Here is a 20,579-nt window from a genome sequence, read left to right on the forward strand (position 1 = left end):
AGCGCTAGTCATAAAACGCCTCGACTGACACTCGGCTGCCGACAAAAAAACTGTCGGCCACTAAACGCAGCGGCTGCAAATCCAGATCGCTGACCTTGTCAGCGATCAACTGCTGGAAATGCCGATACACCGCCGGATATTCACCCTCCTCCGACACCGTCTGGCGCACCCCGTCGATACTCAACAGTGCGCCACCGTTGTCCAGACGCAGTGTGCCTTCGGCGCAGCGAATCTCGATGCTCCAGAGTTCGTCGTGACCATGGTCGAAATCGAATTCGGCACGCACATCGAGGTGGCGTGCGTCAGACATCTTGATCGACGCGGCAATCGGCGATTGGCAGTTGCCCGGCACGCGCAGTTCTGCGGATTCGACGAACAGCGGCAGCGGCAGCAAATGGGTGACGATCGACAAGGCATTGATGCCCGGATCGAAGACGCCGAGGCCACCGGGTTGCCAGATCCACGTCTGCCCCGGATGCCATTTGCGCACGTCTTCTTTCCAGTCGATCTGTACGCTTTGCAAGGTTCGCGAGGCGAGCCAGTCACGCGCGAGTGCGATCCCCGGCGCGTAACGCGAATGCCAGGCGAACAGCGCGCTGACGCCCTGCTCTGCCGCCTGATCAACCAGCGCCTGCGCTTCCCCCAAGGTCGCGCACGGCGGCTTTTCCACCAGCACATGTTTGCCGGCAGCCAATGCCTGCTGCACTAAAGCGAAGCGGCCTTGCGGCGGTGTGCAGAACGCAATCGCGTCAACCGCCGGGCCGTTTTCCAGCAACTCAGCCAACGACTGAAAGTTTTCCACGCCGGCGCAAGGCTTGCCCTGGGTGGCGACAGACACCAGCGTAAACGCCGGATTGGCGAGGATCGCCGGCACATGTTGATCCTGGGCAATCTTGCCGTAGCCCACCAGACCGAGACGAATCGGTTGCATCAATGACTCCGTTTTTTATCTTGTTTTAGTCAGCGAGTCGGCAGATTAACGATAAACGCGACGGGCGTCTGTCAACGCAACGTCACAACGACTCACAGGATCAGGCAAGGATTGCACAGGAATGCACTACTGCGCAGCCCGGCAGTACCGCAACAATGGCCACACGACCAAACGATTGAGGATGTTCCCATGCTTGTACAAGCCTACGGCGCCCACGCTGGCGACAAACCCCTTGAGCCGATGCAGATCAACCGCCGCGCCCCCGCCGCCCACGATGTGCAGATCGACATTGCCTTCTGCGGCATCTGCCATTCGGACCTGCATCAGGTCCGCGCCGAATGGGCCGGGACGCAATTTCCCTGTGTGCCGGGGCACGAAATTGTCGGTCGCGTCGCAGCCGTCGGCGCTCATGTCGCGGATTACAAAGTCGGTGACCTGGTCGGTGTCGGCTGCATCGTCGACAGCTGCAAACACTGCGACGATTGCGAAAGCGGCCTGGAAAACTATTGCGACGGCATGATCGGCACCTACAACTTCCCGACCCCGGACGCACCGGGCTGGACGCTGGGCGGCTATTCGCAAAACATTGTCGTGCATGAACGCTACGTGTTGCGCATTGGCCATCCCGAGGCGCAATTGGCCGCCGTCGCACCGTTGCTCTGCGCCGGCATCACCACCTACTCGCCGCTGCGTCACTGGAACGCCGGCCCCGGCAAGAAGGTCGGCGTGGTCGGCATCGGTGGCCTCGGTCACATGGGCATCAAACTGGCCCACGCCATGGGCGCGCACGTTGTCGCCTTCACCACCTCGCAATCCAAACGCGAAGCGGCAAAAGCACTGGGTGCCGATGAGGTCGTGGTCTCGCGCAACCCGGAGGAAATGGCCGCGCATGCGAAAAGTTTCGACCTGATCCTCAACACCGTCGCTGCGCCGCACGACCTCGACGCCTTCCTCGTGTTGCTCAAGCGCGACGGTGCCTTGACCCTGGTCGGCGCGCCCGCCACCTCGCACCCGTCACCGAACGTGTTCAACCTGATCATGAAGCGCCGCACCATTGCCGGCTCGATGATCGGCGGCATTGCCGAGACTCAGGAGATGCTGGATTTCTGTGCCCAACACGGCATCGTCTCCGACATCGAGTTGATCCGCGCCGATCAGATCAACGACGCCTACGAGCGCATGCTCAAGGGCGATGTGAAATATCGCTTCGTGATCGATAACGCGACGTTGGCAGGCTAAAAAACAGCATCACCGAGCGAAGCGTCGCAGTACGTCGAACAGGTTCAGGCGAACGGCACAGTCAGGTATTGAGCGGCGATTGCGGCGTATCGGGGTTGAGTTGCCGGCGGCGAAATTGCCCCGGCGGCTGGCCGTGAATCTGGCGAAAACGTCGGGAGAAATACGCCTCGTCCGCGAAGCCGCACAGCCGCGCCACCTCGCCCACCGAGCGCGTGCTGTTGAGCAGGAAATTGCGCGCCGCGTGCATCCTGCGTTCGAGCACCAGTTCGGTGAAGGTTTTGCCGATTTCCTTGCGTAGCCAGTGCGTCAGGTAGGTCGGTGACAGGTACGTCGCCGCCGCCACTTTGATCAGATTGAGGTCGGGGTCGGCGATGTTCTTGCGCAAGTATTCGAACATTCGGCTCAGCGCATCCCGGCGGCTGACCTCGGCCGCATTCTCTTCGGCCAGACGCTTGAGTGGTTCGGCATACAGAAAACACACGCTGCCAATCAGTTGCAACAGCAAGCCCTTGAGCATCTCACGCGTACCAAACTGACGATTTTCGTCGAGGGTGCGCATCTGCTCGATCAAGGCACAGACCTTGTGGAAATCCTGATCGCCCAAAATGAAATCCAGATGCTCCTGAAAACGGAATGGCGACAACTCTGGCGCCAAGAGGATTGACACTTCTTCCAGATCCATCGGATCGCACTGCAAGTGCGGCAAAAGAAAGGTCTGGGAAAAATTGATCACCATGAAATTGCTGTCCGCCGGATGCGGGATCACATGCACACGGTGCGGCAGGATGAACGCCAGCGTGTTACGCGGGAATGGACGCACGACGTTGCCGATGTGCTGCACGGTGTCGCCACCGAGGTTGACCTGAATCTGGAAATACTCGTGACGATGGGGCCCGGTCTCGGCCCGACGGCCCTTTTTGTCGCGGATGTAGAAGTCCGTCAGCTCGCTGCGCTGCTGCATGACATAAGTGGGAATACGACTGGGGGACGACATCGGCGCGCAATCCTCGACGGGTATTTACAGTGAGCAGGCGACCTTCATCTTGCCGAAAAGCCAGCCGCGCACGCAAGCAGTCATACGATGACATCCGTTTGGAATGATTTTTTTGCCTGGGCGGTGGCGTTTTGCCTGTCCAAAAAACCCTGCAACCAAGAGAAATATTTTTTCTATAACTATCAATATGTTGAAAGAGTCTTCGAATAAAACCCTCGGCCATTCGCCCATTTGAATTCTTGGACACGTTTCACAACGCGATTCCCATCGAGAAAAAATGATCTAACCCCTTGGTTGATTTACCGATGTTGTACGACCACTGTTGAACGACGCAGCCCAACCTCCTCCAAAAATAATCAAAGGTGTGCACGTCATGATGTTGCTATTGCCCCTCGCCGCCCCTCCCGACATCCCTCCGATCACGCCGCCCGCAAGACGTCTCTGAACGTCCGCCGCCGACAGCCAGTTCCGTTCGATTGCTATGCCCCGACCCTCGCGGGCAACGCCTTCGGCTGCTCGAAAACATCTCGATTCTTCTAACAATAACGAGGTCTCTTCATGTCCAATTCACATGCTTCCCAAGCCAGCGTGCCGCCGGTGATCGCCGGCCCACGAGACGCCGTGGTGCCGCAACGCCTGCCCTCTCGGCGTCGCTGGTTCATGCTCTCGCTGCTGCTGATTGCGACGATCATCAACTACATCGATCGGGTCAATATCTCGATCGCCGCGCCGTTCATGGCCAAGGACCTGGGTCTGGACAAGATCGAGATGGGCCTGATTTTCTCGGCATTTGCCTGGACGTATGCCTTAGCCCTGGTGCCTGCCGGGTTTATCGCCGACCGCTTCGGTTCGCGCTTCACTTACGGTGTTTCATTGATCAGTTGGTCAACGGTGACCGTGTGCCAGGGGTTTGCCACGGGCTTCGCTTCGTTGTTCGGCTTGCGTCTGGCGGTCGGCGCCATGGAAGCCCCGGCATTTCCGGCCAACAGCCGCGCGGTCACGGTGTGGTTCCCGGCGCGAGAGCGCGGGCTGGCGAGCAGCATTTACGTGTGCGGTCAGTACCTGGGCACGGCATTGTTCACCGGCGCCCTGCTCTGGCTGGCGACCACCTTCGACTGGCGTCACGTGTTCTACAGCACCGGCGTGCTTGGCATCGTATTCGGCGTGTTGTGGCTGTATCTGTATCGCGACCCGTTGAACTGCAAGAAAGTCAGCAAGGCCGAATTGCAATACATCGAAGCCGGTGGTGGCTTGGTCAAAAGCAGTCAGGAGCGCACCAAATTCAACTGGCGACAGATCGCTGAACTGTTCAGCTATCGGCAAATCTGGGCGATTTGCATCGGCAAGTTCGCCAGCACTTCGGCGCTGTATTTCTTCCTGACCTGGTTCCCCACCTACCTGATCGAAGAACGCAAACTGACCATGATCAAGGCCGGGATCTTCGCCGTCCTGCCATTCGTGGGCGCCACGGTCGGCATCCTTCTCGCCGGCATTGTCTCGGACTTGCTGATCCGCCGTGGCTACTCGATGTCATTTGCCCGCAAGTTGCCGCTGGTGATCGGTTCAATGCTGGGCATGTCCATCGTGCTGGTGAATTTCACCGACTCGAACCTGATCTGCATTGCCGTACTGAGCATCGCGTTCTTCGCGCAAGGCATCGCGTCATCTTCGTGGGCAGCAGTGTCAGAAGTGGCGCCCAAGGAACTGATCGGGCTGACCGGCGGGATCACCAGCCTGGCCGCGAACATCGGCGGCATCGTCACGCCCATCGTGATTGGCGCGATTGTTCACGCCACCGGGTCATTTGCCTGGGCCTTCTGGTTTATCGGCGGCGTGGCCCTGATCGGCACCCTCTCCTATTCGCTGTTGTTGGGCCGCTTGTACCGCATCGAATTGAAGGTGCGTTGAGCCCACGAACACCGTTTTCTCCAACAAGAGGCGGCATTCGTCCAACTTCGCCAACGATTGCCGCCGTACGCTGACTCTCCAGACAAGGACAACAACAGGATGAACATGACCGAATACGCCTTCACCCCGGATCTGCCCGTGACCCTGCCCATCGTCGGCAGTCAACAACGGTTTCCCGTCGGTCGAGTGTTCTGTGTCGGCCGTAATTACCCATGGCCAGATACCCAAGGGCAGTCGCGCCAGCCGCCGGTGTTTTTCATGAAACCTTCGAGCAGCGTTGTCGATGCTATCGGTGAGGTGGCGTTCCCGTCGTTGACCGAAGACTTCGCCCACGAAATCGAACTGGTGGTGGCCATCGGTGAAGGCGGCGCCGATATCCCTGAAAGCGAAGCCTTGGCCTATGTCTGGGGCTACGCTGCCGGGCTCGACCTGACCCGTCGCGATGTTCAGCGCACCGCCAAGAGCAACGGTTTGCCGTGGGAAGGAGCCAAGGTGTTCGACGGCGCCGCGCCGATGACGGCGATTGTGCCGGTGACACGCGCCGGTCATCCCGAAGGTGAGTTGTGGCTGAACGTCAACGGCGAGGAACGTCAGCGCGACAGCCTCGACAGCCAGATCTGGTCGGTCGCTGAAGTCATCAGCCGGATCTCCCGATCCGTGGCGCTCAGGGCCGGCGACTTGATCATGACCGGCAGCCCGGCCGGCGTCGACGGATTGCATCCGGGCGATGTGATCAACGCCGGAATCGACGGTATCGGCCAACTCGAAATGCGCGTCGGCCCACGGGCCTGAACCGCTCGCACGCCTTTGTGATTTGAAGACAGGAGAACAACAACATGTCCATCACTCAACCTTTGAAAGTCGCGCTGGTCACCGGCGCTGGCAGTGGCATCGGCCGCTCCGTGGCGCTTGGCCTGATGGCCGACGGTTACACCGTGGTGCTTGCCGGGCGCCGGCCGGAACCTTTGCAGACGCTGGTCGAACTGGCGGCGAGCGAAGGCCACGAAGCCTTGGCGGTGCCCACCGATGTGCGCGACGCGGCCAGTGTCGATGCGCTGTTCGCAAGCATTGCCGAGGTCTACGGACGCCTGGATGTAGTCTTCAACAATGCCGGGGTCAATGCCCCCGCCGTGCCCTTGGATGAACTGACGTTCGAACAATGGCGAAACGTGATCGACACCAATCTCAACGGGGTTTTCCTGTGTGCCCGTGGCGCCTTCGCACTCATGCGTCGCCAGCAGCCTCAGGGCGGCCGGATTATCAATAACGGTTCGATTTCGGCACACACGCCGCGTCCGTTCAGCAGTGCTTACACCGCCAGCAAACATGCAGTGCTGGGGCTGACCAAATCCCTGGCGCTGGACGGTCGCGAATTCAACATCGCTTGCAGCCAGATCGACATCGGCAACGCCTTGACCGAAATGTCGGTGCGCATGACCAAAGGCGTACGCCAGGCCAACGGCACTGTCGCCGTCGAGCCAATGGTCGACGTCAAGCATGTCGCCGATGCCGTGCGCTATATCGCCGGCCTGCCGCTGTCGGCCAACGTTCTGAACATGACCGTCATGGCCACCGCCATGCCGTTTGCCGGCCGCGGTTGAGCCGGCCTTTTATTCGGTAAGTGAGGTTTACATGAAGCCAGAAGTCTTGCAGCTCAGCCCGATCCTGATACCTGAAATCAATGCGCGTCTCGACGAACTGTTTACCGTCAGACGCTACTTCCAACAGGCGGATAAACCGGCCTATTTGCAGGAACACGGCGCCAACATTCGTGGCGTGATCACCGGCGGCCACACCGGCATCACCCAGGCTGTCATGGCGCAACTGCCCAAGCTTGAAGTGGTGGCGGTCAACGGCGTCGGTACCGATGCCGTTGACCTGGCGTACGCCCGGGATCGCGGAATCCGCGTGACGGCGACCATCGGCGCGTTGACCGAAGACGTCGCCGACCTCGCCATCGGCTTGCTGCTGTCGGTATGCCGCGGCCTGTGCACCAGCGATCGCTACGTGCGCTCCGGCCAATGGCCGCACAGCGCGACTCCGCTGGCACCGTTGCCTCTGGCTCGTCAGGTCTCCGGCATGCGTATCGGCATCGTCGGCATGGGCCGGGTTGGCCGTGCGGTCGCCACTCGCGCCGCCGCATTTGGCTGTCCGATCAGCTACACCGATCTGCAACCAATGAGCGATGTGAACCACACCTTCGTTGCCGACCTCAAGCAGTTGGCCCGCGACAGCGATGCATTGATTCTCGCGGCCGCTGCCGACAAGGCTGAAGCCATCATCAACGCAGAAGTGCTACAGGCACTGGGCAAGGGTGGCTATCTGATCAACGTGGCACGGGGCAAACTGGTCAACGAGACCGACTTGGTGGCGGCCTTGGCCGCGGGCGAAATTGCCGGTGCCGGGCTGGACGTGTTCGTCGATGAACCGAACGTGCCGCAAGCCTTGTTCGGCAACGAACACGTGGTATTGCAGCCGCATCGCGCCAGCGCGACATTGCAGACGCGTACGCGAATGGGGGAGATGGTGGTGGCCAGTCTGCTGGACAGCTTTGCCGGGAAAACACCGCAAGGATGCGTCACCGGCTAAGCCCTGATCTCAGCGGGGGCCAACGGCCCCCGCTGCGAATCACAACGTATAGGCAATCCCGACCTGCACCGTTCTCGGCGCACCGGGATAGGCGTAGACGTTGCCGAACGCGCCTTCTTCGTAATCACGGTCAAACAGGTTCTTCACATCGAGGTTGAGCCGCACTTTGTCGTTGACCTTGTAGAAACCGAGCAGGTCGACGACGGTGTAGCTGCCCATCGAGAACGCGGTGTTGGCCGTTTGCCCGGCGCGCTCATCGACATACTTCAACCCTGTGCCCAGACCCAGGCCTTTGAAAGTGCCGTCCTGAAACTCATAGACGTTGAGCAGGCTGAAGCTGTTCTGCGGGATGTTCATCAGGCGTGTGCCAGAACGAATCACATTGTCCTTGGTGACCTCGGCATCCACATAGGCGTAACCGCCGATCACTCGCCACTCAGGGGTGAGATTGCCGGCGACGTTCAAGTCAAAACCACGACTGCGCACTTCCCCCGCCGCCACACTGAACGTCGAGTCCACGGGATCGGTGGTCAGCACGTTACGCTTTTCGATCTGATAGATCGCAGCATCGACGCTCAACTGCTGATCCAGCGCCTCCCACTTCACCCCCATCTCCCAGGATTTACCTTTCTCGGGTTCAAAACCACCGCCCTGGCGACTGGCGCCGGTGTTGGGTTTGAACGAGCGCGCGGTGTCGGCGTAAAGCGCAACCGCGTCGGTCAAGTCGTAGGACACGCCCAAACGCGGAGTGACCGCGTTGTCACTGGCCTGCCAGTTTTTGCCGCCCGGCACGTAGGTTTCATAATCGTGTTCGAAACGCTCGAAACGCGCCCCGGCGAGCACTTTCAAGCGCTCGGTCAGCGCCACTTGATCCTGCACGAACGCTGCGTAGGTTTTGAGATTTTCTTTGTCGTGAGTCGGTGTTCGGGTCAATGCCGGGCGAGGCTGACCGTAGACCGGGTTGAAAATGTCGATCGGGTAGGCGCCGATTGCACCGCTGGAGCGCTGGATAATCGACTGGTAGTCGTAATCTTCGTACTCGACGCCGGCCAGCAACGTGTGCTGCAAGCCGCCCAGGGTGAAGTGGCCAGTCAGGTTGAGTTGGCTGTCCTTGTCTGTCCACTCGAGCTTGCGGTAGTTGAAGTTGCGTCCCAGTGTTCGGCCATCAGCGCCGATGCCATTCGCCTCGATCGCGTCGCCCTTGAGCGAGCCGTCGAGCCACTGGAAACCGCCGCCCAATGTCCAGTCATCATTGAGCATGTGCTCGAAACGCAACTGCGCCATGTTGTTGTCGTTATGCAACTTGCCAACGTCTTTCTCGCCGAAGAACGTGTCACGCGAGGCGGTGCCGATCTGCTTGGGGTAACGCGTGACGCCACGGTCCAGCGGCGCGTTGTTGCGCATGAAGTCGCCCTCGAAGATCACCCGGGTAGCATCGGTTGCCTGCCAGGTCACGACCGGCGCCACACCATAGCGCTCAGTCTCGACATGATCGCGGAAAGTATCTCCACCCTCGCCGATGACATTGAGTCGGTAAGCCAGTCGACCGTCCTCGTCGATCGGACCGGAAGCGTCCAGCGTGCCGCGTTTCATGCCTTGGTCATTCAGTTGACTGCCCAATGTGACCTTGCTTTCCGGCAACGGCTGCTTGGAAACCACATTGAAGGTGCCGCCAGGGTCGCCACGTCCGTATAACATTGTGGCCGGCCCGCGCAGCACCTCCAGACGTTCAATGGTGTTGGCGTCAGGCATGTTCGGATAGCCGCGATTGATCGGGAAGCCATTGCGGTAAAACTCGCCGGTGGTGAAGCCGCGAACGGTAAACGTGGTCAGCCCCTGCCCGCCAAAATTGTTCGCCCGGCCCACGCCACCGGCGTAATCCAGTGCGTCCTGCAGACGCGTGGCGCCGAGGTCTTCGACGGCATCCCTGGACACCACACTGATCGATTGAGGCGTTTCGTGAATCGAGGTATCGGTGCGCGTGGCGCTGGCAGAGCGCGTGGCGCGATAGCCTTGCACCGGCCCGTCGGCACGTTCGTAGTCTGCGGCACCGATGACGTCGGTGGCTTCCAGCTCCAAGGCTGAAGTTTTTGTATCGGCCTCTTCAGCCCACGAAGAAGGCGACAAGGCTTGCAGCACGCAGATGGAAAGCAGAGTTCGACGCATGAGGTGAGAACCTTACGAATAAGCCAAAACGAAGGGCAGAACTGCCAGCAAAACGCGGCGCATGGTATACCAGTAATTTGCGTAATTGAAACTTATTCTTATTTGCCGCGAAAGTCAGGATTACCGAACCGAGTCAGCTTCGTGGCGAATGCCGCAGTCTTGATCGAGCTTTGAAGGGCAGATCGCTGCTTTTTTATTGATTGACCGACAAAAACCTATACATCAACTACAATCTGTACAACTATTCACCATTAGCACTCAAGCGTCCGCTCTGCGCCCTGCTGCCATTCATTACGCTGAATCCGTGCACATGAACAAAACCCATCGGCTGTGCCTGGTCCTCGGTGACCAACTGTCTTTTGATCTGGCTTCACTGACAGATCTGGATCGCGAGCACGACTGTGTGCTGATGGTCGAGGTCATGGAGGAAGCCACCCATGTTGCCCATCATCCGCAAAAGATCGCGCTGATCTTCAGCGCCATGCGTCACTTCGCTCAGGCGCTGGAGCAGCAGGGTCTGCGCGTGCATTACGTGACCCTCGACGACCCGCAGAACAGCGGCTCGGTACCCGGCGAATTAAGGCGCTGGCAGGCGCTGCTACAGGCGCACGCGTTGCACGTCACCGAGTGCGGAGACTGGCGTCTGGAGCAGTCGCTCAAGGATTGTGGCTTGCCGATCCACTGGCATGCTGACAACCGTTTCCTCTGCGCTCGCGACGAATTCCGCGTGTGGGCTGCTGGCAAAAAGCAGCTGCGCATGGAGTTCTTCTATCGCGAGATGCGCCGCAAAAGTCGCCTGTTGCTCAACGGTGACGGCACGCCGGTCGGCGGCGCCTGGAACTTCGATGAAGACAATCGCAAAACCTTGCCTAAACACGTAAAGGCGCCCTACCCGGTTGGTTTTGCCAACGATGCCATCACCCTCGACGTGCTCGCACTGGTCAAAGAACGCTTCGCCAGTCACTACGGCAGTCTGGATACCTTCAACTACCCGGTGACACACGCCGACGCCCAGGCATTGTGGGCGTGGTTTCTCGACTACGGCCTGGCCGGCTTCGGCGACTATCAAGACGCTATGGCCAGCGGCGAACCGTTTCTGTTCCATGCGCGTATCAGCGCCGCGCTCAATATCGGCTTGCTCGATCTACGGCAGCTGTGCAGCGATGTCGAGTCTGCCTATTGGTCCGGCAGCATCGCACTGAACGCGGCCGAGGGTTTCATCCGTCAACTGATCGGCTGGCGCGAATACGTCCGCGGCGTTTACTGGCTGACCATGCCTGAGTACGCCGAGGGCAATGCTTTCGGTAACACCCGGCCTTTGCCCGAGTTTTACTGGACCGGCGCCACGCAGATGAACTGCATGCGCCAGGCCATCGGCCAAAGCCTCAAGCACGCCTACGCTCATCACATTCAGCGTCTGATGGTCACCGGCAATTTCGCCCTGCTCGCCGGCATCGCGCCGAGTCAGATCTGTGAGTGGTACCTGGCCATTTACATGGACGCGTTCGACTGGGTCGAGCTGCCCAACACCCTCGGCATGGTCATGCATGCCGATGGCGGTTACCTCGGCTCCAAGCCTTATTGCGCCAGCGGCCAGTACATCAATCGGATGTCCGACTACTGTCGCGACTGTGCTTACTCGGTGCGTGAAACCACGGCTGACAACGCTTGCCCGTTCAATGCGTTGTACTGGCATTTTCTGATGCGCCACAGCGACCTGCTGCGCGGCAATCAGCGCATGGGCATGATGTACAAAAACCTCGATCGCATGCCGCAAGAAAAACAGCAGGCACTGTGGCAACGCGGGCAGAGTCTGCTCGACCGACTGGATCGCGGCGAATCGTTATGAAAGCGCGCAAGCCTTGGACCTCGTGCAACTTAAACCAGAGACCTCGGGTCAATGGCTGACAAAACTTGTGAAGCTCACGGCCGTTCGCTGATTGCACGCAAGGCAAACAACTCACAACGCATGAAGGGTGGACATCCTGAAAGAGCTTACTCGCGAGGAGCTTGAGTCCGAAGTCACGCGCCTGCGGCTGGCCGTCAAGGCGACCTGCGACGCCGTCTGGGACTGGGATCTGAAGACCGACCAGGTCATCTGGAACGACTCGCTGCAACAGGCGTATGGCTACGCGTCAGCAGCCATCGAGCCGACGTGTGACTGGCGGTTTTCGCAGATTCACACGCAGGATCGCTCGCGCGTGACAACTTCGATTCGCTCGGCGATTGACGGTTCAGGCACGACCTGGAGCGCTGAGTACCGCTTCCTCTGCCACGATGGTTCGTACGCCGAAGTGCTTGATCGCGGCCATCTGATCCGCAATGCCGAGGGCCAGGCCGAACGCATGATCGGTGCGATGCTCGACCTGACCCGCTCGCGCAGCGCCGAAACCGCGTTGCGCCGCAGCGAGGAGCGCTTCAGCACCATTCTGGAAACCATCGAGGCCGCGTTCGCGATCGTCAAAGTCAAATTCGACGCCGACGACCACCCCATCGACTATTACTTCGTCGAGGCCAACCCGGCGTTCGAACGTCAGGCCGGGGTCAACCTGCGAGGCAAGTGGGTCACCGAGTTTGCGCCCAACCTGGAAAGCTTCTGGTTCGAGACCTACGGCCATGTGGCCAAGACCGGCGAGCCGGCGAACTTCGAGAACTACGCCAATACCTTTGAACGCTGGTTCGATGTGCGTGCCGTGCGTGTCGGCGACCCGGCCGATCGGCAGATTGCGATCTTCTTCAGCGATGTCACCGAACGCCGCGACGCGCAAGAACGTTTACGCATCAGCGAGGCGGTCGCTCGGGAGAACGTCGAACGCGTGCAACTGGCCCTTGCCGCTGGCGCCATTATCGGTACCTGGCACTGGCACTTGCCCAGCGATCGCTTCAGCGTCGATGAAGCCTTCGCGCGGGTGTTCGACCTCGACCCGGCCTGGGGCCTCGACGGTCTGAGCCTGGAGCAAGTGGTGATGACCGTGCACCCGGATGACCGGGAAGGACTCACAACCGCGATCAACGAAGTCATTGCCCGTGGAGGTGCCTATTCGCACCAATACCGAGTGCGCGGTGCGGATGGCAAATACACCTGGATCGAAGCCAACGGACGCGTCGAATGCGCCGAAGACGGCACGCCTTTGCGCTTTCCCGGGGTGCTTATCGATGTCGAAGACCGGCGCAACGTCGAAGCCGAGCGCGACCGGGTCACCGCCGCGTTAAAGGCGCTCAACGACACACTGGAACAACGCGTCTCGGCGCGCACCGCAGAACTGATGCAGGCCGAAGAGAAGCTGCGCCAATCGCAGAAAATGGAAGCGGTCGGGCAACTCACCGGCGGTCTGGCCCATGACTTCAACAACCTGCTGGCAGGCATTTGCGCCTCCCTTGAACTGATGGAAAAACGCATCGGCCAAGGCCGTCTGAACGACATCGACAAATACATGCTGATCGCTCAGGACGCCGCCAAACGCGCCACCGCCCTGACCCATCGCCTGCTGGCCTTCTCCCGGCGACAGACCCTCGATCCACGGCCAACTGAGGTCAACGCGCTGATTGCCGGCATGAGCGAACTGATCCAGCGCACCGTCGGCCCGAGCATTCGCCTGAAAACGGTCGCCGCCGCCGATCTGTGGCCGGCGCTGGTCGATGCCAGCCAACTGGAAAACGCCCTGCTCAACCTGTGCATCAACGCCCGCGATGCGATGCCCGATGGTGGCAGCATTACCGTCGAAACTGCCAATCGAACCCTGGATGCTGAATCGGCGCGCGTCCGGGAAATGCCCGAAGGGCAATACCTGTGCCTGTCGGTCGCCGACACCGGTACCGGTATGAGTGCGGAAGTGATCGCCAAGGCCTTCGACCCGTTTTTCACCACCAAACCGTTGGGCCAGGGCACGGGCCTTGGGCTGTCGATGATCTACGGTTTCACCAAGCAATCAGGCGGACAGGTGCGGGTGCAATCGACCGTGGGCCAAGGCACGACCATGTGCGTTTACCTGCCGCGCTATGTCGGCGAAACGCAACGCAATCACGATGACACGCAAAGCTCGGCAACGCCTCATGCCAAGGCCGGCGAAACCATCCTGATTGTCGACGACGAACCCACCGTTCGCACGCTGCTCAAAGACGTGCTGAACGACCTCGGCTACAACTTGCTCGAAGCGGCCGACAGCGTTGAAGGACTGGAAGCACTGCGCTCCAGCGCGCACATCGATCTGCTCATCACTGATGTCGGTTTGCCGGGCGGCATGAATGGCCGGCAGATGGCCGATGCGGGCAGGCAAATCCGGCCGAAGCTCAAGACCTTGTTCATTACCGGGTACGCAGAAAACTCGGTGATCGGTAACGGTCAACTCGGCCCGGGCATGCAGGTGCTGACCAAACCTTTTGCCGTCGACACACTGGTATCACGGGTCAATGGTTTGCTGTCCATCGACGTCGAATAAGGGTTGCGCAGAGGACTTCATGAACCTGTTGCGCCCCGCCGTCTTCGCTTGATACAGCGCCTGATCGGCACACTCGATCAGACCGTGCACCGGGTCCAGGTGCGCACCTCGCGCAGCGGCGATGCCGATGCTCAGGCTCACGCGGGTCACGGGACTGGTGGGGTGGGCAATGTTTTCCTGCTGCAAGTGCTGAAGAATCAGCTGCGCCACTACCGCAGCACCGTCAATGTCCGTGTCGGGCATGATCACGGCGAACTCTTCGCCACCGTAGCGCGCCACCAGATCCGACGGCCGTCGCACACACGCATCCAGCACGTGACCGACGGCCTGCAGACAGGCGTCGCCGGCAACGTGCCCGAGCGCATCATTGAACAGTTTGAAATAGTCGATATCGATCATCAGCAAGGCCAGCGATGAGCCGTCGCGCTGTGCCCGCCGAGCCTCTGTGGCCAGGGTCTGGTCGAAGCAGCGCCGATTCGCCAGACCGGTCAGCGCATCCTTCATGGCCAGCAGTTCCAGTTGTCGGTTCGAGCCGAGCAACTGCTGCTGAGCAATGCGCAGTTCGCCTTCAACCTGGGTCCGGCGCCGGATATCGAGGATCAAGCACCAGCCGATCAGGCCGGTCAGTCCCAGCAGCCCCGCCACCACCACCGCCGACAACAGCGCCTCGGTTCGCCACGCCGTGAGTGCTTCACGTTTGCCGATGGCGACCGTGGTGATCAGCGGCAACTTCTCGCTTTTGCGGAAGGCGTAGAGGCGTTCGACGCCATCCAGGCTGGAGGTATACGACGCGGTACCGACCGATTGATCGACCAGGTATTTGGCGTAGATCGGCGACTTGGAAAAGTTGCGGCCCATGTCCTGCTCGCGGAACGGATAGCGAACCAGCAACGTGCCGTCGGTGTACGACAAGCCGATAGCACCTTCCTGTCCGACGTCGAGTTTGCCGAACAGGCGCAGGAAGTTTTCCACGCCCAACGTCACGGCCACGACCCCGGCAAACTCGCCACGATCATCATTGAAACGGCGGCTGACGGTGATCACCCACTCCTGATTGGAACGGCTACGGATGGGTGGCCCGATAAAGGGTTCGCGGCTCGGGTCGTCGCGATGATGAATGAAGTAGGCCCGATCACTGCTGTTGGCCCCCGCCGGAATCGGCCGGTTCGACGACATCAGCCAATGGCCCTGACGGTCATAGATGGTGATCCCGCTCATTTGTGGCATCAACGGCTGTTGGCGGTTGATCAACGCACCCAAGCGCTGGATCTGCGCGGGGCCACTGCCTTCGGTTTCCAGGCGTTCGACCAGCCCGAGCAACAGCAGCGAACTTTGCCGGACAATTCCCTCGGAATAGGTCTCGAGTGCCTGGGTCAGGTTCAACCCGTGCACGTTGACTTCCTCCAGCGCTCGATCGCGCGAGGACAGCACTTTCCAGATGGTCAGGGACGCCAGAGAGCAGCCGATGACCAGCAGCAAGAGGATGACGAGGTGGGTATCACGCTTCACGAAAGTACCTAATGGAAAGTCCGGTTTCCCGTTCCGGCCGTTACTGATTCAAGGCAATAACAGCGGTCGTATGTCCTCGACCGGCGCAAGGATACAAGTAGCGCGTTGAACGCGCAGCAACAGAGTGCGAGTCCTTCAAATTGAATGATATCGCTGACCGGAGGTTGATCGGGTCTGAACGCATGCGGAATGCTATCGCGGGGTTTCGCGCAGCACATCGGTAAACAGCTTAACCGCGGGGACGGTCGGCAACTGCCTTCAAAACCCGCTCAAACTCAAAGACCCCGTTTAACTAAAAGAGTCCGAACATCTTTCCTTCCAAGCCAGTATCGAAGATGTCCAGGCCTTTCTGGCGGAGAATAGACCCATCGACAACAAACCGTGCTCAAGACACACCAAACCCAACATCGCGCTATCGGCCATGCCGCTGTCGAGACTCTGATTCGAACTCAATGAAAAAGCCTGCTTTTCAGGGCAGGCTTTTCGCTTGGCGCACTTGGGGCTTATTTCTGCTGAGCGGTCAGCGCCGAGTAGCTGTTCATCAGGTTGCGGTAGTTGGGGATCCGCTGCGACAGCAGATTGCCCAAGCCTTCAATGTCGTTGCGCCAGTCGCGGTGCAGCTCACACGCCACCGAGAACCAGTTCATCATCTGTGCACCGGCCTGGGTCATGCGACTCCATGCTGCCTGTTGCACGGTGGTGTTGAAGGTGCCGGACGCGTCGGTCACCACAAATACATCAAACCCTTCCGCCAGTGCCGACAAGGTCGGGAACGCAACGCAGACATCCGTTACCACACCGGCAATGATGATCTGCTTGCGGCCGGTCGCCTTGATCGCTTTGACAAAGTCTTCGTTGTCCCAGGCGTTGATCTGGCCAGGGCGAGCGATGTACGGCGCGTCCGGGAACATCTCTTTCAGCTCCGGCACCAGTGGGCCGTTCGGGCCTTGTTCGAAACTGGTGGTGAGGATGGTCGGCAGTTCGAAGAACTTGGCCAGATCGGCCAAGGCCAGCACGTTGTTCTTGAATTCGTTCGGCGAGAAGTCCTGCACCAGGGAAATCAGGCCGGTCTGGTGGTCGACCAGCAGCACGATGGCGTCGTCTTTGTTCAGGCGGTTGTAGGTTGGAGTGGTCATGGTCTGCTTCCCTTTTGAGTTTTTGAATTTGTTGTTGCGTTCAAGTTGGGTACAGATTACTGACGCACAGGGACGGGATAAATCGGCTGGAATGTGTTTCACCGTCAACCTGAAACGGACAATCATTCGACATTCAAGTCCAGCCCTCCAGGCGCATCGTCGCGCGCACCAGCCGCTGCTCTTCGCTTTCGATCTCCTTGAGGTTGTCACTGATGCTCTGGATATGCGCGACAGCAGCCTTGCGCGCCTGTTCAGGCAGGCGCCCGGTCACGGCGTTGTAGAGGCGCGCGTGTTGGCGGTCAATCTGGCGTTTTTGCGGTTCGCGGTGATAGAGATTGTTGACCGAGGCGAACACCGTGTTGAGCAACAAATCCGTCAGTGAGCGCAGGGTCTGCACCAGCACCGGGTTGTGTGAAGCCTCGCAGATCGCCAGATGGAATGCGTGGTCGAGCCGCGCATGTTCGGATGCTTGCAGCTCACAGCCATGCGCATCGAGCAAAGCCTGATAGCTGCGGGTGATCAGGACGAAATCCGCTTCGGTGCCGCGCAACGCCGCCAGCCGCGCCGACTCGCCCTCCAGCAGGCTGCGCACTTCAAACAAGTCGTACAGGGTGCGCGGTTGCGAGCTGAACAAGTGCATCAGGGGCGATGCGACGCCCTGCCCGGAAAGGTCGGCGACAAAAGAGCCTTTACCCTGCTTGGTGCTGATGATCCCGCGGGCGCGGAGCAGTTTCAGGCCTTCACGCAACGCGGTGCGCGAGACGCCGAGTTTTTCCGTCAACCGGCGTTCAGAGGGCAATAGTTGCCCGGTCTTCAACACGCCGTCGACGATCAATCGCTCGACACGTTCGCAAACCACATCCGCCACCTGCACAGTCCGTCCTTCACTGGTATGACCAGCCATAACCCTGCATCTCCCTGCTTAACGATTGCATCGCATCTTGTTGTTTTAAAAGACTTGAGGGGCTTCATACGAAAAACCCGGCAAAAAGAACTGGTTCGACCAGTACCGGACGACGTAGACAGTATTGCCCGTGCGCCCAATGATGCAAGCACGCCCATGTGGCGTCGGCCTGTCAAAAACAATAACCAAGGGTTGCCTGCCCGCGATGAATATTCTTTACGACGAACGCGTTGATGGCGTGTTACCGGCCACCGATAAACCCGCACTGCTCAGCGCGCTGCGGGCGCAAATGCCGGAGCTGGAAATCCTCCACAGTGAAGAGGCGCTGAAACCGTACGAATGCGATGGTTTGTCGGCCTACCGCACCACACCGATGCTGGTGGTGCTGCCACGCGAGCTCGAACAAGTCGTGACCATCCTCAGAATCTGTCATCAACAACGCGTGCCAGTGGTGCCGCGCGGCGCCGGTACCGGTCTGTCCGGTGGTGCCCTGCCGCTGGAAAAAGGCGTGCTGCTGGTGATGGCGCGCTTCAACCGGATACTCGAAATCAACCCTGCCGGACGTTTTGCGCGGGTCCAGCCGGGCGTGCGCAACCTGGCGATTTCCCAGGCGGCCGCACCGCATGGTTTGTATTACGCGCCGGATCCGTCTTCGCAGATCGCCTGCTCCATCGGCGGCAATGTCGCGGAAAACGCCGGTGGCGTGCACTGCCTGAAATACGGTCTGACCGTGCACAACCTGCTCAAGATCGAGATGCTCACTGTCGAGGGTGAGTGCCTGACGCTCGGCTCCGACGCATTGGACTCACCCGGTTTCGATCTGCTCGCACTGTTCACCGGCTCCGAAGGCATGCTCGGGGTGATCACCGAAGTCACCGTCAAACTGCTGCCCAAACCGCAAACTGCGAAAGTCCTGCTCGCGGCGTTCGACTCGGTGGAAAAAGCCGGGCGCGCGGTTGCTGACATCATCGCCGCCGGGATCATTCCGGGCGGCCTGGAGATGATGGACAACCTCGCCATCCGTGCTGCCGAGGATTTTATCCACGCCGGTTACCCGATCGATGCCGAAGCGATTCTGCTGTGCGAACTGGACGGCGTCGAAGCCGATGTCGACGACGACTGCCAGCGCGTGCGTCAGGTGCTGCAACATGCCGGTGCCACCGAACTGCGCCAGGCCAAAGACGAGGCCGAGCGCGTGCGTTTCTGGGCCGGACGCAAAAATGCCTTCCCTGCCGTCGGCCGGCTGTCGCCGGATTATTACTGCATGGATGGCACCATCCCGCGCCGCGAATTGCCCGGCGTGCTTCAGGCAATTGCCGATTTGTCCATCGAATACGATTTGCGCGTGGCCAACGTCTTTCATGCTGGCGACGGCAACATGCATCCGCTGATTCTGTTTGATGCCAACCAGCCCGGCGAGCTGGATCGCGCGGAAACCCTGGGCGGCAAGATCCTTGAGTTGTGCGTCAAGGTCGGCGGCAGCATCACCGGCGAACACGGTGTCGGCCGCGAGAAAATCAACCAGATGTGCGCGCAGTTCAGCAGTGATGAATTGACTCTGTTCCATGCCGTCAAAGCAGCATTCGACCCCGGCGGCCTGCTCAATCCCGGGAAAAATATTCCGACCCTGCACCGCTGCGCCGAATTCGGTGCGATGCATGTCCATCACGGCCAGTTGCCCTTCCCCGATCTGGAGCGTTTCTGATGACGGTCGAACATGACAACGACGCCGCCGCCGAACTGCTGCAACAGGTTGAGCAGGCGCTACATGACAAACTTGCGTTGCGCATCCAGGGCGGCAACAGCAAGGCCCATCTGGGCCGCGTGACCCACGGCGCGTTGCTCGATACTCGCGTGCATCGCGGCATTGTCAGCTACGACCCGACGGAACTGGTGATCACCGCACGCGCCGGCACGCCATTGGCCGAACTCAACGCGGCCCTCGACGCGGCCGGACAAATGCTGCCATGCGAGCCGCCACACAGTGAGGCGGGTGCCACCGTCGGTGGCATGCTCGCTGCCGGGTTGTCCGGGCCGCGCCGCCCCTGGGCCGGATCCGTGCGCGATTACGTACTGGGCACGCGGATCATTACCGGCCACGGCAAACATCTGCGTTTTGGCGGCGAAGTGATGAAGAACGTTGCCGGCTACGATGTCTCGCGCCTGATGGCTGGCAGTTTTGGTTGCCTGGGATTGCTCACTGAAGTCTCGCTGAAAGTCCTGCCGAAACCACGTCACAGCCTGAGCATTGCCTTGGAAATCAGCCGCGAACGTGCGTTGCTCAAACTCGCCGAATGGGGCCAACAACCGGTTCCGATCAGCGCCGCCAGCCACGACGGGCAACGCCTGCATCTGCGCCTGGAAGGCGGTGAAGGATCGGTGACGGCGGCTCATGACCGACTCGGGGGTGAACCGCTGGACACGGCGTACTGGGCCGATCTGAATGCTCAGCGCCTGGCCTTTTTTGCCGATCCAAGGCCGCTCTGGCGCCTGTCAGTGCCGCCGCACACAGGCCCGTTGAGCCTGCCCGGCGAACAACTGATCGATTGGGGCGGAGCCCAGCGCTGGCTGAAGTCCGACGCCGACGCCCTGATCATCCGCGCCATCGCCACCCAGGCGAGCGGTCACGCCAGCTGCCATGCAAACTGCGCACAACCGTTCCAGCCGCTGGCACCGGCGTTACTGCGCTATCAGCAATCACTGAAGACGCAACTGGACCCGCAAGGGATTTTCAACCCGGGCCGAATGTACGCAGAGATCTGAT

General features: G+C 60.1%; 16 protein-coding genes. 9 read left to right on the forward strand and 7 right to left on the reverse strand.

All coding sequences use genetic code 11. The features are described from left to right. Positions 1 to 4: 4 nt before the first annotated feature. Complete coding sequence (locus tag AK821_RS15250; RefSeq protein WP_064390437.1) at positions 5 to 931, reverse strand: Gfo/Idh/MocA family protein; 927 nt, start codon at positions 929 to 931, stop codon at positions 5 to 7. A 189-nt stretch (positions 932 to 1,120) separates the two neighbouring features. On the opposite strand from AK821_RS15250, the gene AK821_RS15255 reads away from it, so the two are divergent. Beyond that, the gene (locus AK821_RS15255; RefSeq protein WP_064390438.1) at positions 1,121 to 2,170 is read left to right on the forward strand and encodes an NAD(P)-dependent alcohol dehydrogenase; all 1,050 of its coding nucleotides are present in this window, start codon (positions 1,121 to 1,123) and stop codon (positions 2,168 to 2,170) included. 61 nt (positions 2,171 to 2,231) lie between these two features. Here AK821_RS15255 and AK821_RS15260 read toward each other — a convergent pair whose 3' ends face one another. Both AK821_RS15260 and AK821_RS30320 read right to left on the reverse strand, forming a co-directional pair. After that, on the reverse strand, positions 2,232 to 3,164 hold the full coding sequence (locus AK821_RS15260; protein ID WP_064390439.1) for a helix-turn-helix transcriptional regulator: 933 nt from the start codon (positions 3,162 to 3,164) through the stop codon (positions 2,232 to 2,234). Positions 3,165 to 3,188: 24 nt separating this feature from the next. Continuing rightward, entirely contained in the window at positions 3,189 to 3,395 is a 207-nt protein-coding gene (locus AK821_RS30320) for a hypothetical protein (protein WP_152974171.1), read from the reverse strand. A gap of 327 nt (positions 3,396 to 3,722) precedes the next feature. Between AK821_RS30320 and AK821_RS15265 the strand changes: the two genes are divergently transcribed. The 4 genes from AK821_RS15265 to AK821_RS15280 all read left to right on the forward strand — a co-directional run bounded on the left by AK821_RS15265 (position 3,723) and on the right by AK821_RS15280 (position 7,661). Further along, a complete protein-coding gene (locus AK821_RS15265) occupies positions 3,723 to 5,072 on the forward strand; it encodes an MFS transporter (protein WP_064390440.1) in 1,350 nt (449 codons plus the stop codon). Positions 5,073 to 5,171: 99 nt separating this feature from the next. Next, complete coding sequence (locus AK821_RS15270; protein WP_064390441.1) at positions 5,172 to 5,864, forward strand: fumarylacetoacetate hydrolase family protein; 693 nt, start codon at positions 5,172 to 5,174, stop codon at positions 5,862 to 5,864. A gap of 50 nt (positions 5,865 to 5,914) precedes the next feature. Beyond that, complete coding sequence (locus AK821_RS15275) at positions 5,915 to 6,673, forward strand: SDR family oxidoreductase (RefSeq protein ID WP_064390721.1); 759 nt, start codon at positions 5,915 to 5,917, stop codon at positions 6,671 to 6,673. Positions 6,674 to 6,704: 31 nt separating this feature from the next. Further along, positions 6,705 to 7,661, forward strand: coding sequence for a 2-hydroxyacid dehydrogenase (locus AK821_RS15280; protein WP_064390442.1), 957 nt, complete (start codon positions 6,705 to 6,707; stop codon positions 7,659 to 7,661). Positions 7,662 to 7,700: 39 nt separating this feature from the next. Here AK821_RS15280 and AK821_RS15285 read toward each other — a convergent pair whose 3' ends face one another. Next, complete coding sequence (locus AK821_RS15285) at positions 7,701 to 9,827, reverse strand: TonB-dependent siderophore receptor (RefSeq protein ID WP_064390443.1); 2,127 nt, start codon at positions 9,825 to 9,827, stop codon at positions 7,701 to 7,703. Positions 9,828 to 10,137: 310 nt separating this feature from the next. On the opposite strand from AK821_RS15285, the gene AK821_RS15290 reads away from it, so the two are divergent. Together AK821_RS15290 and AK821_RS15295 are read left to right on the forward strand one after the other, a co-directional pair. Then, on the forward strand, positions 10,138 to 11,676 hold the full coding sequence (locus AK821_RS15290; protein ID WP_064390444.1) for a cryptochrome/photolyase family protein: 1,539 nt from the start codon (positions 10,138 to 10,140) through the stop codon (positions 11,674 to 11,676). A gap of 127 nt (positions 11,677 to 11,803) precedes the next feature. Beyond that, on the forward strand, positions 11,804 to 14,266 hold the full coding sequence (locus tag AK821_RS15295) for a hybrid sensor histidine kinase/response regulator (protein ID WP_064390445.1): 2,463 nt from the start codon (positions 11,804 to 11,806) through the stop codon (positions 14,264 to 14,266). Here AK821_RS15295 and AK821_RS15300 read toward each other — a convergent pair. The 3 genes from AK821_RS15300 to glcC form a co-directional block, all read right to left on the reverse strand. Further along, entirely contained in the window at positions 14,228 to 15,775 is a 1,548-nt protein-coding gene (locus tag AK821_RS15300) for a sensor domain-containing diguanylate cyclase (protein WP_064390446.1), read from the reverse strand. The two genes, AK821_RS15295 and AK821_RS15300, sit on opposite strands and share 39 nt — an antisense overlap. Before the next feature lie 503 nt (positions 15,776 to 16,278). Further along, positions 16,279 to 16,911 carry an isochorismate family cysteine hydrolase YcaC gene (gene ycaC, locus AK821_RS15305; RefSeq protein ID WP_007916011.1) on the reverse strand — a complete coding sequence of 211 codons (633 nt, stop codon included), beginning with the start codon at positions 16,909 to 16,911 and terminating at the stop codon, positions 16,279 to 16,281. A 133-nt stretch (positions 16,912 to 17,044) separates the two neighbouring features. After that, on the reverse strand, positions 17,045 to 17,815 hold the full coding sequence (glcC, locus tag AK821_RS15310; RefSeq protein WP_064390447.1) for a transcriptional regulator GlcC: 771 nt from the start codon (positions 17,813 to 17,815) through the stop codon (positions 17,045 to 17,047). Positions 17,816 to 18,020: 205 nt separating this feature from the next. Here glcC and glcD point away from each other — a divergent pair, with 205 nt between their 5' ends. Both glcD and glcE read left to right on the forward strand, forming a co-directional pair. Further along, positions 18,021 to 19,520 (forward strand): glycolate oxidase subunit GlcD, encoded by a 1,500-nt coding sequence (glcD, locus tag AK821_RS15315; RefSeq protein WP_064390448.1) that lies wholly within the window; start codon positions 18,021 to 18,023, stop codon positions 19,518 to 19,520. Next, the gene (gene glcE, locus AK821_RS15320; RefSeq protein ID WP_064390449.1) at positions 19,520 to 20,578 is read left to right on the forward strand and encodes a glycolate oxidase subunit GlcE; all 1,059 of its coding nucleotides are present in this window, start codon (positions 19,520 to 19,522) and stop codon (positions 20,576 to 20,578) included. Before glcD ends, glcE begins: the two co-directional genes overlap by 1 nt. The last annotated feature ends 1 nt before the right edge of the window (position 20,579 follow it).

The organism is Pseudomonas sp. RIT-PI-r (assembly GCF_001297015.1).
GTDB lineage: Bacteria > Pseudomonadota > Gammaproteobacteria > Pseudomonadales > Pseudomonadaceae > Aquipseudomonas.

What these genes read in the sequence shown, in the direction of transcription:
- AK821_RS15270 (WP_064390441.1), top strand. Translation starts at nt 5,172, where the DNA reads ATGAACATGACCGAATACGCCTTCACCCCGGATCTGCCCGTGACCCTG.
- AK821_RS15290 (WP_064390444.1), top strand. Translation starts at nt 10,138, where the DNA reads ATGAACAAAACCCATCGGCTGTGCCTGGTCCTCGGTGACCAACTGTCT.
- AK821_RS15285 (WP_064390443.1), bottom strand. Translation starts at nt 9,827, where the DNA reads ATGCGTCGAACTCTGCTTTCCATCTGCGTGCTGCAAGCCTTGTCGCCT.
- ycaC (WP_007916011.1), bottom strand. Translation starts at nt 16,911, where the DNA reads ATGACCACTCCAACCTACAACCGCCTGAACAAAGACGACGCCATCGTG.
- AK821_RS15255 (WP_064390438.1), top strand. Translation starts at nt 1,121, where the DNA reads ATGCTTGTACAAGCCTACGGCGCCCACGCTGGCGACAAACCCCTTGAG.
- AK821_RS15280 (WP_064390442.1), top strand. Translation starts at nt 6,705, where the DNA reads ATGAAGCCAGAAGTCTTGCAGCTCAGCCCGATCCTGATACCTGAAATC.
- glcC (WP_064390447.1), bottom strand. Translation starts at nt 17,815, where the DNA reads ATGGCTGGTCATACCAGTGAAGGACGGACTGTGCAGGTGGCGGATGTG.
- AK821_RS15260 (WP_064390439.1), bottom strand. Translation starts at nt 3,164, where the DNA reads ATGTCGTCCCCCAGTCGTATTCCCACTTATGTCATGCAGCAGCGCAGC.
- glcD (WP_064390448.1), top strand. Translation starts at nt 18,021, where the DNA reads ATGAATATTCTTTACGACGAACGCGTTGATGGCGTGTTACCGGCCACC.
- glcE (WP_064390449.1), top strand. Translation starts at nt 19,520, where the DNA reads ATGACGGTCGAACATGACAACGACGCCGCCGCCGAACTGCTGCAACAG.
- AK821_RS15250 (WP_064390437.1), bottom strand. Translation starts at nt 931, where the DNA reads ATGCAACCGATTCGTCTCGGTCTGGTGGGCTACGGCAAGATTGCCCAG.
- AK821_RS15265 (WP_064390440.1), top strand. Translation starts at nt 3,723, where the DNA reads ATGTCCAATTCACATGCTTCCCAAGCCAGCGTGCCGCCGGTGATCGCC.
- AK821_RS30320 (WP_152974171.1), bottom strand. Translation starts at nt 3,395, where the DNA reads ATGGGCGAATGGCCGAGGGTTTTATTCGAAGACTCTTTCAACATATTG.